Annotated in this window: 18 protein-coding genes and 1 pseudogene; 10 read left to right on the top strand and 9 right to left on the bottom strand. The window is 61.5% G+C overall.

Annotated elements, in window-relative coordinates; all coding sequences use genetic code 11:
* A partial coding sequence (locus HX873_RS31910) for an MFS transporter (protein ID WP_256349685.1) occupies positions 1-441 on the bottom strand: 441 nt, incomplete at its 3' end.
* A gap of 95 nt (positions 442-536) precedes the next feature.
* Here HX873_RS31910 and HX873_RS29905 point away from each other — a divergent pair.
* From HX873_RS29905 to HX873_RS29880, 6 genes are all read left to right on the top strand, one after another.
* Positions 537-1,445, top strand: a complete 909-nt coding sequence (locus HX873_RS29905) for a LysR family transcriptional regulator (protein ID WP_087692622.1) — start codon at positions 537-539, stop codon at positions 1,443-1,445.
* Positions 1,446-1,616: 171 nt separating this feature from the next.
* Positions 1,617-1,799 (top strand): type II toxin-antitoxin system HicA family toxin, encoded by a 183-nt coding sequence (locus tag HX873_RS29900; RefSeq protein ID WP_003189411.1) that lies wholly within the window; start codon positions 1,617-1,619, stop codon positions 1,797-1,799.
* 23 nt (positions 1,800-1,822) lie between these two features.
* On the top strand, positions 1,823-2,233 hold the full coding sequence (locus HX873_RS29895) for a type II toxin-antitoxin system HicB family antitoxin (RefSeq protein WP_003212074.1): 411 nt from the start codon (positions 1,823-1,825) through the stop codon (positions 2,231-2,233).
* Positions 2,234-2,255: 22 nt separating this feature from the next.
* Positions 2,256-2,588 carry a hypothetical protein gene (locus HX873_RS29890; protein ID WP_003212076.1) on the top strand — a complete coding sequence of 111 codons (333 nt, stop codon included), beginning with the start codon at positions 2,256-2,258 and terminating at the stop codon, positions 2,586-2,588.
* 89 nt (positions 2,589-2,677) lie between these two features.
* Complete coding sequence (locus tag HX873_RS29885) at positions 2,678-3,160, top strand: methylated-DNA--[protein]-cysteine S-methyltransferase (RefSeq protein ID WP_003212078.1); 483 nt, start codon at positions 2,678-2,680, stop codon at positions 3,158-3,160.
* Positions 3,161-3,270: 110 nt separating this feature from the next.
* Complete coding sequence (locus tag HX873_RS29880) at positions 3,271-3,696, top strand: low affinity iron permease family protein (RefSeq protein WP_003212079.1); 426 nt, start codon at positions 3,271-3,273, stop codon at positions 3,694-3,696.
* Positions 3,697-3,751: 55 nt separating this feature from the next.
* Here HX873_RS29880 and HX873_RS29875 read toward each other — a convergent pair whose 3' ends face one another.
* The gene (locus tag HX873_RS29875) at positions 3,752-4,279 is read right to left on the bottom strand and encodes a DUF4142 domain-containing protein (RefSeq protein WP_003212082.1); all 528 of its coding nucleotides are present in this window, start codon (positions 4,277-4,279) and stop codon (positions 3,752-3,754) included.
* Between the two features lie 209 nt (positions 4,280-4,488).
* On the opposite strand from HX873_RS29875, the gene HX873_RS29870 reads away from it, so the two are divergent.
* Together HX873_RS29870 and HX873_RS29865 are read left to right on the top strand one after the other, a co-directional pair.
* Complete coding sequence (locus tag HX873_RS29870) at positions 4,489-4,728, top strand: CopG family ribbon-helix-helix protein (protein WP_008437804.1); 240 nt, start codon at positions 4,489-4,491, stop codon at positions 4,726-4,728.
* A complete protein-coding gene (locus tag HX873_RS29865) occupies positions 4,718-5,002 on the top strand; it encodes a type II toxin-antitoxin system RelE/ParE family toxin (protein ID WP_008437803.1) in 285 nt (94 codons plus the stop codon). Before HX873_RS29870 ends, HX873_RS29865 begins: the two co-directional genes overlap by 11 nt.
* Before the next feature lie 6 nt (positions 5,003-5,008).
* On the opposite strand, the gene HX873_RS29860 is transcribed toward HX873_RS29865, so the two are convergent.
* Entirely contained in the window at positions 5,009-5,926 is a 918-nt protein-coding gene (locus HX873_RS29860) for a LysR family transcriptional regulator (protein ID WP_177123637.1), read from the bottom strand.
* A gap of 68 nt (positions 5,927-5,994) precedes the next feature.
* Between HX873_RS29860 and HX873_RS29855 the strand changes: the two genes are divergently transcribed.
* A complete protein-coding gene (locus HX873_RS29855) occupies positions 5,995-6,483 on the top strand; it encodes a DMT family transporter (RefSeq protein WP_003212086.1) in 489 nt (162 codons plus the stop codon).
* On the opposite strand, the gene HX873_RS29850 is transcribed toward HX873_RS29855, so the two are convergent.
* The 5 genes from HX873_RS29850 to HX873_RS29830 all read right to left on the bottom strand — a co-directional run bounded on the left by HX873_RS29850 (position 6,484) and on the right by HX873_RS29830 (position 11,818).
* A complete protein-coding gene (locus HX873_RS29850) occupies positions 6,484-7,815 on the bottom strand; it encodes an MFS transporter (protein ID WP_177123636.1) in 1,332 nt (443 codons plus the stop codon).
* Positions 7,816-7,874: 59 nt separating this feature from the next.
* Complete coding sequence (locus HX873_RS29845; protein ID WP_177123635.1) at positions 7,875-8,813, bottom strand: hydroxymethylglutaryl-CoA lyase; 939 nt, start codon at positions 8,811-8,813, stop codon at positions 7,875-7,877.
* Entirely contained in the window at positions 8,810-10,003 is a 1,194-nt protein-coding gene (locus HX873_RS29840; RefSeq protein ID WP_087692626.1) for a CaiB/BaiF CoA-transferase family protein, read from the bottom strand. Before HX873_RS29840 ends, HX873_RS29845 begins: the two co-directional genes overlap by 4 nt.
* Positions 10,004-10,231: 228 nt before the next feature.
* Positions 10,232-11,143 (bottom strand): LysR family transcriptional regulator, encoded by a 912-nt coding sequence (locus HX873_RS29835; RefSeq protein ID WP_003212094.1) that lies wholly within the window; start codon positions 11,141-11,143, stop codon positions 10,232-10,234.
* Complete coding sequence (locus HX873_RS29830; protein WP_102604145.1) at positions 11,144-11,818, bottom strand: NAD(P)H-binding protein; 675 nt, start codon at positions 11,816-11,818, stop codon at positions 11,144-11,146. It abuts the gene before it with no gap.
* Positions 11,819-11,933: 115 nt separating this feature from the next.
* Between HX873_RS29830 and HX873_RS29825 the strand changes: the two are divergent.
* Positions 11,934-13,119: pseudogene (locus HX873_RS29825) on the top strand (MFS transporter).
* Here the strand turns inward: HX873_RS29825 and HX873_RS29820 are convergent.
* Positions 13,086-13,793, bottom strand: a 708-nt coding sequence (locus HX873_RS29820; RefSeq protein ID WP_177123634.1) for an iron-containing alcohol dehydrogenase, incomplete at its 5' end; no start/stop codon positions are given. The pseudogene HX873_RS29825 and the gene HX873_RS29820 sit on opposite strands and share 34 nt — an antisense overlap.

The raw sequence follows: 13,793 nt of genomic DNA, 5'->3' as shown, positions 1-13,793 counted from the left end.
CCCGGCAAACCCGCCGAGCACGGTGCCGGCCACATAGAGGCTGGTGACTTCGGTGACGGTGCCGCCGCGCCAGCGATCACCGATGTAGGCCACGCTGGTGGCGAACACCACGGGGATCAGCATGCCTTCGATAAAGCGCCACACCTGCAGTTCGGCAAAGCTGCTGGCATAGGCAGTCATCAAAGCCGGCAACGCCAGCAACAGCGCGGCCGCCGAGATCACCGTGCGTTGCTCAAAACGCCCGGTCAGGCGGCTGACAAAGGGCGCGGTCAGCGCTACCGCCAAGGTGGTGACGGTAATGCTCCAACCGGCCGCCCTGGCGCTCACTTCAAAGTTGGCGGCAAGGGTCTGCAAAATGCTCTGGGTGGCGTAGAGGTTGAGAAACGCCGCGCAGCCACACAGGAACAGGGCAAGACGGGCACAATGCAGGCGCGGTTTCATGAAACCTCTCGTTTTATTATCTGAGGCCTTTATAGAATGACCCGCACACCCGAGACCAATACCGATTTCGAACCGATCAATACCCTGGGGCCAGGATGCTCGACCTACGCAAGCTGCGTTACTTTCTGACCGTCGCCGAAGAATTGCACTTCGGCCGAGCGGCCATTCGCCTGCACCTGGCCCAGCCGCCGTTGACCCGGCAGATTTCCGCGCTGGAGACTGAGCTGGGATTTCGCCTGTTCGACCGCACCAGTCGCACGGTTTCGCTCACTCCCCAGGGGCGCGCGTTCCTGCCCTACGCACGGGCGGTGCTGGAGCAGGTCGACCTCGCTGAAGTCATCGCGGGCAAACTGGCGGCGGGTGCCGCCGGGCAACTGGCGCTGGGTTACGTCAGCTCGATAGCCCTGTCGGACTTGTTCAGCCAAGCGATTCAAGCCTTCGCCCAACGCTTTCCCGATGTGCAACTGACGCTGGTGGAATGCGCCTCCGGCAGCCTGGGCGCACAGGTGGCTGATGGCCGCCTGGATATCGGCTTGAGCCGGTTACTGCCCCAGGACGGTCAGACTGAGGTGCAAGCGTTGTCGTTGGGTGAGGAGCGGCTGGTGGCGGCGGTGTCCAGCGACAGCCCGTTGGCCAACCAGGCCGAGGTCAGCCTGGCGCAGTTGAGTGGGTACCCGTTGATTCTGTTCCCAGCCGATTATGGCTCGGGGCTTAACCAGTCCATTGAGCAGCTTTATCGGCACAAAGGTTTGCCACTGAGGGCCGGGCCGTCGGGACGGCAAATTACCTCGATCATTGCACTGGTGGCGGCGGGACAAGGTGTGGCGCTGGTGCCGGAATGTACGCAGAGTTTGATGAACAAGGGCGTGACGTATCGGCCGTTGGTGGACGCGGAAGCGTATGCACGGTTGCTCGTTCTTACGCGCAGCGGCGCAAGCAGCTTGATGGTCACGGCATTTCTCACGGTAATTGATGAGTTGCTGCAGGCTCGTCAGAAAGCCTGATTGTTCTCTCGAAAAACCTCGCAATACCTCCGCCGGGCACCGTCCCCATGCGCTCATACACTACATACGCGCCCTACAGAAACACCGGTCATCGACCGCTGGTAGGTAGAGTGTTGATAATTTATTTTCAGTGGTTATAGTCTCCACCAACACACACCACAAGGAGGTGCTGTGGACAGCCGATATTTGATAGGTCACATCGTTGCGGATGGCTGGTATCTGGTGCGAATCAGAGGCAGCCATCATCATTTCAAGCACCCGACAAAGCCGGGGCTGGTGACGATTCCCCATCCTAAAAAGGACCTGCTGGACAAGACCGCAAAGAGCATTTTGAAACAAGCTCTGCTCAGCTAACACGTTCGTGGAGGACAACAAACATGCTGTACCCAATCGCAATTTCAACCGGTGACGAGGACCATGCCTGGGGTGTGGAAGTCCCGGACATTCCCGGTTGCTTCTCAGCTGGAGATGATCTGGACGACGCCATGGCCATGGCCCGCGAAGCGATCGAAGGCCACTTCGAGATCCTCGCAGAAGACGGTGCGCCCATTCCTACAGCACAGAAAGTCACCCTCCATGCCGCCAACCCGCAATATGCCGGCTGTACGTGGGCGGTGGTGGATATTGATGTGACCAAGTACCTGGGCAAGGCACAGAAACTCAATATCACGTTGCCCGGCTACCTGCTGAACCGCATTGACGAATACGTCCTGCATCATCCGGAAGAAAAAAGCCGTTCGGGCTTTCTTGCGTCTGCTGCCCTCAAGGTATTGCAACAGGACCGGTAACAGCACTTCAAGGAACCGCGCAATGCTCCCTCCCTCACACCGCACGCCCAGCCCCGTACTGCGCAAGGTACTGGGCTGGGTGCTGATCGCTCCTCTGCTGCTCTCGTTCCTCAGGCTGCCCTTTGCGCTGGGACTCGTGTTGGTGCTGGCGTCCATCACGGCCTCCGTTTATGGCGCCCGGTTTGCCCAACTGCATGCCAGTCGGCGTGTAACCGTATTTGCCGTGATCATCACGCTGCTCAACATCGCTTCATTTTTTGTCATTGGCACGGCATCGGTACTCAAGGCGCTGTACTGGTTCTCGTGGTTTTATTGGTATCCGTATTACGCCGATTGGGTTTACTGGAACTTCTAAGTCGTTCGCGAATTCGACCGCAAGAAACGTAGTTCCACCCTGGGCCGGCCTATCTACAGTAGAGCCATACCCACTCAAGGAGCCCGACCATGTCCTACGAATACAAATACATGCCCTCCCCCGTCGGCCAACTCACCCTCGTGGCCCGTGACGGAAAACTCACCGCCATTCTCTGGGAAAAAGAGCGGCCCAATCGCGTTCGCCTGGGTGCCCTGCAAGAAGCCAGCAACAGCCCGGTACTGCTGGAGACCGAGCGACAGTTGAAGGAGTACTTCGCCGGTGCCCGCAACCGTTTCGAGCTGGAACTGGACTTCGCCGGCACCGACTTCCAGAAGAAAGTCTGGCAGGCGCTGTTGACCATCCCGTTCGGAGAGACCCGCAGCTACAGCCAGATCGCTGCGCAGATAGGCAACCCCAAGGCCGTGCGTGCCGTCGGCGCCGCCAACGGGCGCAATCCGATTTCGATTGTTGCGCCGTGCCATCGGGTGATTGGTGCGTCGGGTGGCTTGACCGGGTTCGCCGGCGGGCTTGAGGCCAAGCAGTATCTGCTGGCGCTGGAGGATCACGGCTGACCCCCAGCAGGAAAACGTACAACTTTGTTCAGATCCTCAATTGTAAAAAGAAATTTCAGAGCGCGCCTGCGGTCAGTATTTTCATCACCCACCCTTATAGGAAAACGGTCATGAAATTCTCCGCCATCTCACAATCCCTGTCCCGCTGGGCAGGCAGCGCCCGCACGTTCTACGCGGCGGTGGGATTGATCCTCCTGTGGAGTCTGAGCGGGCCTTATTTCCACTACAACGACACGTGGCAGCTGATCATCAACACCTCCACCACCATCATCACCTTCCTGATGGTGTTCCTGATCCAGAACACGCAAAACCGCGACAACGACATTTTGCATATCAAGATTGACGAGTTGCTGCGCGCCACCAAGGATGCACAAAACGCCGTATTGAGCCTGGACGGCCTGGACCGCAAGGAACTGGAGAAACTGCGCAAGGAATACAAGACCATCGGCGACAGTGAAACCATCACTGTGACGACGCTGGTTACCGAAACAACGGATGACAATGGCCGGTCCAAGACGGACCTGAACCAGGCATAAAAAAACGGCGGCTGGATCACTCCAGCCACCGTTTTTCATGGGGTACTCAAGGCAATCAACCGTCGCCCTGGTGACCCTTACCGTACGTCGACGCCAGCGCCCGGGCTTTCTCCAGGCGCTCTTCCAACTTGGGCAAGGTCTCATCCACCAAAGCCTTTATTTCCGGGATATCGGACTCGGCGCCCTCCTGCTTGAACAAGGCGATCGCGTCTTCGTTGGCCTTGATCTGCTGGGCGGTGTAGGCGGCGTCAAAGGAGTCGCCGTCCTTGAGCTCGGGCATCAGGGATTCGGCCTTGTCGACAATCTTGTCCCGTGGGGCCACCGGCAAGTCGAGCTTCTTGGCGATGGCCGCCAGGTGCTGATTGGCCAGGGTGCGTTCATTGATGACTTCGATGGTGTAGTCCTTGATCTCCTGGGACGAAGTCTTGGCATGTGCCATGCGGCTGGTCTCGATATCGGCCATGCCCTTGGCCGAAGCCTGCTCGATGAAATCGGCAGGCGACTGGGCGAAAGCATTGCTGGCGCCGAGGCCCAGCAGCATCGCGAAACTGGCGGTGCGTAACCGGATAGCCATGCGGCTCATGATGGGTTCCTCCAGGTAATAAACAGGTGCAGGGAAACGAGCCCCGCTCTGAATCTGAATTTTCAGGGCGGTAAAGGTTTAGAAAAAACTTGTTAGTGCGACGAACGGTCGTCAGGTCTTACTGAGGAGCAGTCCTGACGAACGGGACACAAAGATGCAACGGTGACAATGTAGTATGTTGTATTACACATCACTACATCGAGGCACTTATGTCGGTCATGTCATTACGTCTACCTGAAGACATCTCCGAAACACTCGCCAGCCTTGCCAAGGCCACCGGGCGCAGCAAATCGTTCCTCGCCGTCGATGCGTTACGCGAATACCTGACGCGTGAAGCATGGCAAATCGAGGAAATTCAAAAGGCGTTGAAAGAAGCCGATGCGGGTGACTTTGCAACTGCCGCCGAAGTAGACGCAGTGGCAAACAAATGGCGTGCCAATGCGCGTTGAGTGGCTGAAGGCAGCACTCAAAAATCTTGATGATGAAGCAGCTTTCATCGCCCAGGAAAACCCCAAAGCGGCTTATGAGTTTGTTCAGGCCATCCGGACGGGGCTTGAGCATGTTGCTGAGTTTCCGGCGATGGGTCGAGAAGGACGCGTTCCTGGTACACGTGAGTGGGTGATGCCACGCTGGCCCTATCTCGTGCCATATCGTATTCGCGAGGGACGGTTACAGGTTCTTCGAATATTTCACACACGGCGCCAACCACCGAACAGTTGGTAACGCCGATCAACCCTGTATCACAACCTGCACCTGCCCATTCAACCACTGCAACGCCGCGTCCCCACCCCGCCGCGAATGCCACGCCAGCACAAACGCAAACGACGGAATGTGAAACGGCGGCGGCACCGCCAACAACTGTTCGTGATCAATGTTCAGCAGCCCGCGAGACGACACGGTAAGAATCAGGTCCGTGCCCTGGATCAACTGCGGCGCAACACCCCAATGAGGCAAGCTGATAGACACGTGCCGGCGCTCGCGAATCGCCGTCAGCGCCCGTTCGATTTCCGGTGTTCCGCTGCCACGCATTTCCAGTAACACGTGGGGCCGCGCCAGGTAGGTGGGCAGATCAAGCACGCCGTTTTCAGGCAGGCTGTCGCGGTCCACCAGGCACACGTAATGCTCTTCAAACAGCGGCGTGCTGCGCAGCTCGGCAGGCATGTCGGGAAACACCCCGGCCGCCAGGTCGATATCGCCATTGAGCACACCGTCAAGCATGCCTTCGCGACTGGCCTGGATAATCTGCAAATCAATCCCCGGCGCTTCCCGGCGCAAGGTGCGCACCAGTCCCGGCAAGAAAATCGCCGCACTGTAGTCCGACATGGCGACCCGGAAGGTGCGCTTGGCCGACGCCGGATCAAAACGATTGGGCTCCAGCAGCGCCTGTACCTGGGCCAGCGCTTCCGCCAGCGGCATGGCCAGTTCCAGAGCACGAGCAGTGGGCACCAGCGAGCTGCCCTGGCGCACCAGCAACGCGTCTCCGAGCAAGTCCCGCAACCGCGCCAGCGCGTGGCTCACCGCCGGCTGGCTCAGGTGCAGGCGCTCGGCGGCACGGGTCACGTGTTGCTCGCTGAGCAAGGCGTCAAGGATCACCAGCAGGTTAAGGTCGATGCGTCGTAGATCATTCATCAGCTGCATGTTCTGCATAAGAACTTGGAATTTAAATTTGCGCGACGAATAGCCTAGAGTCCAGCAAAACCTCTGGGAGATTGATCATGACGACGTTGCATTGGGTAGGTTTGTTGCTGTTGGCCGCGTTCGCCGGGGCAGTGGTGCCGTTTCAAAGCGCGATCAACGCCAACCTGGGACGCGGCCTGGGGCATCCGCTGTGGGCCACCCTCGCCTCGCTGCTGGTGAGCATCATCGTGCTGCTGCCGGTGATCCTGGCCCTGCGCCTGCCGCTGCCCAACCTGGGTTTTATCACCAAGGCGCCGCTGTGGATGTGGAGCGGCGGCGCGTTCGGCGTGTGCTTCATTTCGCTGGCGTTGATCCTGATGCCCAAGCTCGGCGCCTCGGGGTTTATCGCCCTGGCGATGGCCGGGCAAATCGTCGCCTCGTTGATGCTGGACCACTTCGGCTTGTTCGGGCTGGTGGAGCGCCAATTGACCGCGCCCCGGTTGATCGGGGCGCTGATGTTGATTGGCGGTGTGGCCCTGATTCAATTCAGTGCCGCACCCACCCGCTCGCTGGTGACCGCCGGCTGATCAGCGCTTGTCGAGGGTGCGCAGCTTCTGTGGCAAGCCCCACAGCAACAGCGCCGCAGCCAGCAACGCACACACGCCGATGACATACAGCGCCGGCGTGGTGCTGCCGGTGAGGTCCTTGATCCGGCCGACCATCACCGGGCTGACGATGCCGCCGAACTGGCCTAACGTGTTGATCACCGCGATCCCGCCAGCAGCGCCCGCGCCGGCACCGGCCAACAACTTCGGCGGCAGCGTCCAGAACGTCGGGATCGAAGCGATGATCCCCGCGCCCAGCAAACTCAGGGCGACGATCAGGAACGTGGTGTGATCGGCAAAGATCCCGGCACAGAAGAACCCCACCGCCCCCAGCGCCACCAGGCCGCTGACGAACTTGCGACGTTCGCCGGTGGCGTCGGACAAGCGTCCGATCACCACCATGCTGATGGCGCCGCAGACGTAGGGAATCGCCGTCAGCAAGCCGATCATCACCGGGCTCTGGGTGCCGGCGCTGCGGATCAGTTGCGGCGCCCAGAAGTTCAGCCCGTAGGACGCCACCTGGATCAGGAAGTAGATAAAACCCAGCATCAGGAAGCCTGGGATACGCAATGCAGCCAGCAACGAGCCACCGCTCTTGTGGGGTTCATGCACGGCAATGCGGCTGGCCAGCAACGTCTTCTCCGCCGAGGTCAGCCAGTGGGCATCCTCGATACGGTCCTTGAGCAGCTTGAGCACCAGGAACCCCAGGCCCACACAGGGCAAGCCACCGAGCAAGAACAACCAGTGCCAGCCGCGCATTTGCAGCACACCGTCGAGGTGTTCCAGCACCAGCCCGGAGAACGGCGCGCCCACCAGCCCGGCAAACGCCGACGCCAGGAACAGCATCGACGTGATGCGCCCACGGAAGTGCTGCGGGAACCACAACGTCAGGTAATACAGCACGCCCGGGGCAAACCCGGCCTCCATCGCACCGATGATGAAACGCAGGCCGTAGAACTGCCATTCGGCCGTGACGAACACCATAGCGGCCGTCGCCAGCCCCCACGACATCATGATGCGAGCGATCCAGCGGCGGGCGCCGACCTTGTACAGCATCATGTTGCTCGGCACTTCAAAGATCACATAGCCCACCACAAACAGCCCGGCGCCGAGACCATAGGCGGTGTCATTCAGGCTCAGATCGGCCTGTAGCTGGAACTTGGCGAAGCTGATGTTGATGCGGTCAAAAAACGCGAACAGATAGCAGACCATGATCAGCGGCATCAGGCGCCAGGCGACCTTGCTGACCAGGGCTTTTTCGGCATCGTGTTCAGCGGCCGGGCGCACGCCGGCCTCCAACGTATTAAGGCTCATCGATTCTCTCCAGCGGACTGCTCGCAGGCGTCCGATTGTTTTTGTTGTCTGGTTACGGCTTACAAGGTGGCGATGTAGGCCGGTGGCGGATGCAGGTCGCAATTGCGCCCGGCCTTGGCCACCTGGCCCGGCAATTCGTGGCCCAGCAAGGCTGGCAATTGCCGCGACATTTTCAGCAGGTGCGGCAGGTCGATGCCGGTGTGGATCCCGACTTCATCACACAGGTTGACCAGGTCTTCAGTGCAGATATTGCCCGACGCGCCGGGCGCAAACGGGCAACCGCCGAGGCCGCCCAATGCCGCATCAAACCGTCGCGCACCGGCCTCGTAGGCGGCCAGCACATTGCACAAACCCAGGCCGCGAGTGTTGTGGAAATGCAGGGTCAGGTCGCTCGCCGGAACACGTTCGAGCACGCGCTTGACCAGGCGCTCGACCTGACGCGGATTGGCCATGCCGGTGGTGTCGGCCAGGCTGATGCCCTGGATGCCCAGCTCGCGGTAGGCGTCGACCAATTGCAGCACGCGGTCCTCATCGATCTTGCCCTCGAACGGGCAACCAAAAGTGGTCGCGATGCTGCCGTTGAGGCGCACCGGGTGCTCGGCAGCAAAGCTCACGATATCGCCGAACGCCGCCAACGAGGCTTCGCAACGCATGCGCATATTCGCCAGGTTGTGGGTCTGGCTGGCGGACATCACCAGGTTCAACTCATCGGCCCGGGACTCGATGGCACGCTGGGCACCCTTGAGGTTGGGGATCAACGCCACGTAGATGACCCCGGGGCGACGAGTGATGCCCTGGAACACCTGTTCCCCATCGCGCAAGGCGGGAATGGCCTTGGGCGACACGAACGAGCCGGCTTCGATCCGGGAAAACCCGGCCAGGGACAGTTGGTCTATCAACGCGATCTTGTCGACAGTCTCGACCCAGGTCGGCTCGATTTGCAGGCCGTCACGGGGTGAGACTTCCTGCACGACCAGGGCATCGGAATAGTTTTTCATTGCACCACTCCCGAGGATTTCAGGCGTTGAATATCGGCGCCGCTCAGGCCCAGGTCGCCGAGGATTGAATCAGTGTGCTGGCCCAGGCTCGGGCCCTGCCAATTCACCGCGCCGGGGGTTTCCGACAGTTTGGGCACGATACCGGGCATCTTCACCGTGAGGCCGCCGGGCAGGTCGGCGCTGAGCAGCATGTCGCGGGCCTGGTAGTGCGGATCGGCGACGATATCGGCCACTGAATAGATGCGCCCCGCCGGTACTTCGGCGGCTTCCAGGGCACTGAGCACCTGGTCGATGGGCAGGCTGCTGGTCCAGTGGGTGATGGCGGCGTCCAGTAGGCCGCTCTTGGCAGCGCGGCCATCGTTGTGGGCAAACTCCGGCGCTTCGGCCAGGTCGGCGCGGCCGATGGCGAGCATCAGGCGTTTGTAGATCGGGTCGCTGTTGCCGGCGATCACCACATAGGCGCCGTCGGCGGTCAGGTAGGTGTTGGACGGTGCGATGCCGGGCAAGGCGCCGCCGCTGCGTTCGCGCACATGGCCGAGCATGTCGTATTCCGGCACCAGGCTTTCCATCAGGTTGAACACGCTTTCGGCCAGGGACACGTCGACAATCTGGCCGTCGCCCTGGCCGGTCTTGACCCGCAGCAGCGACATCAGCGCGCCGATCACACCGTGCAGCGACGCCAGGGAATCACCGAGGCTCACACCGACCCGCGCCGGTGGTGAATCCGGGTTGCCGGTGGTGTAGCGAATCCCGCCCATGGCCTCGCCGATGGCACCGAAGCCCGGGCGGTCGCGGTAAGGGCCGGTCTGGCCGTAGCCGGAGATGCGCACCAGGGTCAGCTTGGGGTTGAGGGCGTGCAGCACGTCCCAGCCCAGGCCGAGTTTTTCCAGGCCGCCGGGGCGCAGGTTTTCGATCAGCACGTCGGCATCGCCCAGCAATTGCTTGACCAGGTCCAGGCCTTCTGCCGACTTGAGGTCCAGGGCCAGGGACTTTTTGTTACGCGATTGCAGGTACCACCACAGCGACGTACCTTCGTGAAGCTTTCGCCATTTGCGAAGCGGATCGCCCTGCCCCATGGCTTCGATCTTGATCACCTCGGCGCCAAACTCGGCCATCAGCCGGGCGGCGAAGGGCGCGGCAATCAGGGTGCCGATCTCGATCACCTTGATACCGCTCAGGGGAGCCGTCATGGGGTGTACCTCTTGTTCTTGGAATGTGGGGCCAAGGCTAGAGGACGCAGGCAGTAGAAATCCAACCGTCAGTTGGCAACGAGCGTTCGCCAAATGCGAACGCTTGAGTAAGGACTGGTTGTGGCGAGGGAGCTTGCTCCCGCTGGAGTGCGTAGCGCTCCCGGCTTTTTTGGGGCTGCTACGCANNAGCTCCCTCGCCACAGCAAGGGCCCTCGCCACAGGGTTTGCTTACGCCTGCTCCCGCCGCAGGTAATCGAACAACAACCGGCTCACCGGCGACAGCTGCGCCTCGTCACGCACCACCAGGATCAGGCTGCGGTCCGACCAGGCATCCGTCAGCGGCACCGCGTGCAAGCCCAACGCCCGGCCAAACAGTTCATAGGCTTTTTGCGGCAGGATGCCGATGCCCATGTTGGCCTGGACCATCCGGCACATGGCATCGAAGCCCGGCACATGGATCCGCAAGCGCAGCACCTTGCCCGCCTCCCGCGCCGCCGCATGGGTGCGCATGTTTATCGAACTGGCGGAATGCAGCCCCACGTAGTCGCTGTCCAGCGTCTCGGCGAACGTCAGGGTCTTGCGCGACGCCAACGGGTAATCCGCCGGCATCAGCACCACCAGCTTGTCCCGGCGATAGGTCACGCCGGGCAGGCCTTTGGTATCGGTGTCGCTGGAACAGATGCCCAGGTCCGCAACGCCGTCAATCACACCCTGGACCACGCCATTGCTGGGCCGCTCTTCCAGGTCTGCCTTCACCTGTGGATGCAGCGCGGAAAAGTCGCGCAAGTCTTCGGGCAGGAACTGAATGATTGCCGAGAGGTTCGCCAGCATCCGCACATAACCGCGCACGCCGTGACTGTGTTCGCCCAGCTCCAGGCCCATCTTCTCGACATTGAACAGCATCTGCCGTGCATGGTGCAGCAAGGTCTCGCCGGCGGCCGTGAGCTGCATGCCCTTGGCCTGGCGCACAAACAGGCTGACGCCCAGCACCTGTTCCAGCTCCATCAAGCGCTTGCTGGCCGCCGAGACCGCGATAGCTTCACGGGCGGCGGCGCGGGTCAGCGTGCCTTCCTCATGCACTGCCACAAACAATTGCAGGGTGATCAGGTCAAGGCGGCGAACCAGGCTTTTGTGCAGCATCTAGGCGCGCTCGGTGGCCAGGCGATTGATATCGGCCTGCTCCACCACCGGCAGAGGTGCACCGTGCCGGACGGCCGAGAGCATTGCGCGGCCAACGGTTTCCGTGCTCACCACCCAGGCCGGTCGCACATGGCGCAGCAGCGACAACAACGGGCCGACCACGGTGTAGATGGACTGGTAGAGCGGGGTTTTCGAGCGCACGCCGTGCAACGGCTGGATCACCCCGGGACGGAACAGGTACACCGCCTTGAACGGCAGGCGCAGCAACGCATTCTCGGTCTTGCCCTTGATCCGTGCCCACATGGTTTTGCCGGTTTCGCTGCTGTCGGTACCGGCGCCGGACACGTAGATAAAGGTCATCTGCGGGTTGAGCCGCGCCAGGGTGCTGGCGGCCACCAGCGTCAAGTCGTAGCTCAAATGGGTGTACTTGGCTTCATCCATGCCCACCGAAGAAACGCCCAGGCAAAAGAAGCAGGCATCGAAACCTTGCAGCAGATGCTCCAGGGGCTGGAAATCGAACATGTCGGCATGCAGCACCTGGTGCAGCTTGCCGTGTTCCTGGGTCAGCGCGGTACGGCCGACGGCGACAACTTCCTGCACGTCACTGGCCAGCAGGCACTCGCGCAACACGCCTTGGCCGACCATGCCGGTGGCGCCGAATAATAGAACTCTCATAAGGTTGGTTCCTAAGCGACAAGCGGTTAGCTTCATGCTGCAAGGTAGAGACAAACCCACTGGCAACTTGTAGCTTGCGGCTTGCAGCTTACTGCTCAACAGGATCTTTTTCCCCTTGAAAAGCACCACGACCCTCACCATTGCCTGCAGCGCGGCCTTTTTGTCCCAGGTTGGCATCAGCAGTTATCTGCCCGCCGTGCCGGCGATTGCCTTGTCATTGACCGCTGCAGAGGACCAGGTGGCACTGGCCCTGGCGGTGTACTTGATCGGCATGGCGTTGCCGATGCTGCTCTGGGGCAGCCTCGGTGAGCGCCTGGGTAGAAAGCCGGTGTTGCTGGCAGCGTTGGCGTTGTATGCGCTGGCCAGTGCGGCGATTCCGTCCGCCTACAGCCTCGAATCGTTCCTCGGCCTGCGCCTGGTTCAAGGCCTCGGTGCGGGCGGTGTGTCGGTGATGGCGCGGGTGCTGGTTCGTGACAGCTTCAGCGGTGCCCTGTTGGCCAAAGGTTTGTCGTGGCTGGGCATGACGTTCGTGATCGCCCTGGGCATCGGGCAGTTTGTGGGCTCGCTGTTGCAAGTGGCGTTTGGTTGGGAGGCGATCTTTTATGGGCTGGCGGTCGCGGCTGTCGGCCTGATGATTGCGCTGCAACGGGTGGTGTTTGCAACACTGGAAAAAGCCGCCGGGCACGTCTCGGCCTGGCGCATCTACGGCACGATCCTGCGTCATCCGGCGTTCCTGCGGCCCGTTGGCGGGCGGTTTGGGTTACGGGGTGATCATCGCGTTCAATACCTGCGCACCGTTGATTTTGCAGGGCCATTTCGAGTGGAGCGCGGCGCAATATGGCTGGCTCGGCTGGCCGATCAGCGGGGCGTATCTGGCGGGGGCGTTGATGGTCAATCGCCTCGTCGCCCGCACCGGGCGCCTGTCGATGATGAGTTGGGGCGTGGCGTTGGTGATATGCGGCAGCGCGACGATGTTGCTGGGCAGCCTGTTTGCCAATGGGCTGGCGATCCTGCTGTGGCTGCCGTATTGCCTGGCGGTGTTCGGCCAATCGATGAGTTATCCCATCAGCCTGTCGCTGGCCAATGATGAATCACCGGTGAGCGGCTCCTACGCCATGGCCTTGAGCGGCTTTATGCATCAGTTGATGGCGGCGGCGATCGGTGGCGTGGCCAGCCTGCTGGCGAGTCAGCAGGCCTGGCCGTTGGCGGTGTTATGCGTGGCGCTGGCGGGCGGCGCACTGCTGTGCGTCGCCATGGCCAGGACTGATCAGAACGCGCTGCGGAAGATCTCTTCAATCTGACGCTGATCCGCCCGCCGTGGGTTGGTCAGGCCGCAGGCGTCCTTCAGGGCGTTGGACGCCAGCAGCGGGATGTCCTGCAACTTGGCGCCCAGCTCCCGCAACCCGGCAGGAATTTCCACATCCTGGGACAGGCTGCGAATCGCCGCGATGGCCGCCTGGGCGCCCTCTTCCACCGACGTACCCTTGATATCTGCGCCAAGGGCCCGTGCCACATGGCTCAGGCGCTCGGCGCTGACGCTGGCGTTGAAGCTTTGCACATGGGGCAACAGCACCGCATTGCACACGCCGTGGGGCAAGTCATACAGCCCACCCAACTGGTGCGCCATGGCGTGCACGAACCCCAGGGACGCGTTGTTGAAGGCCATGCCGGCAAGGAACTGCGCGTAGGCCATGTTCTCCCGGGCGGCCAGGTCTTTACCGTCGCGCACCGCAATCCGCAGGTTGGCGCTGATCAGTTCGATGGCCTTGATCGCGCAGGCATCGGTGATCGGGTTGGCGGCGGTGGACACGTAGGCTTCGATTGCGTGGGTGAGCGCGTCCATGCCGGTGGCGGCAGTCAGGCCCTTGGGCATGCCGACCATCAGCGCCGGGTCGTTGACCGACAGCAGCGGCGTGACGTTGCGGTCGACGATGGCCATTTTCACGTGGCGGGTTTCGTCGGTGATGATGCAGAA

The organism is Pseudomonas sp. P7758 (genome assembly GCF_013386485.1).
Classification (GTDB): Bacteria; Pseudomonadota; Gammaproteobacteria; order Pseudomonadales; family Pseudomonadaceae; genus Aquipseudomonas.
Note: the sequence above shows the minus strand (reverse complement) of the source record. Positions and strands in the feature narration are given on the sequence as shown.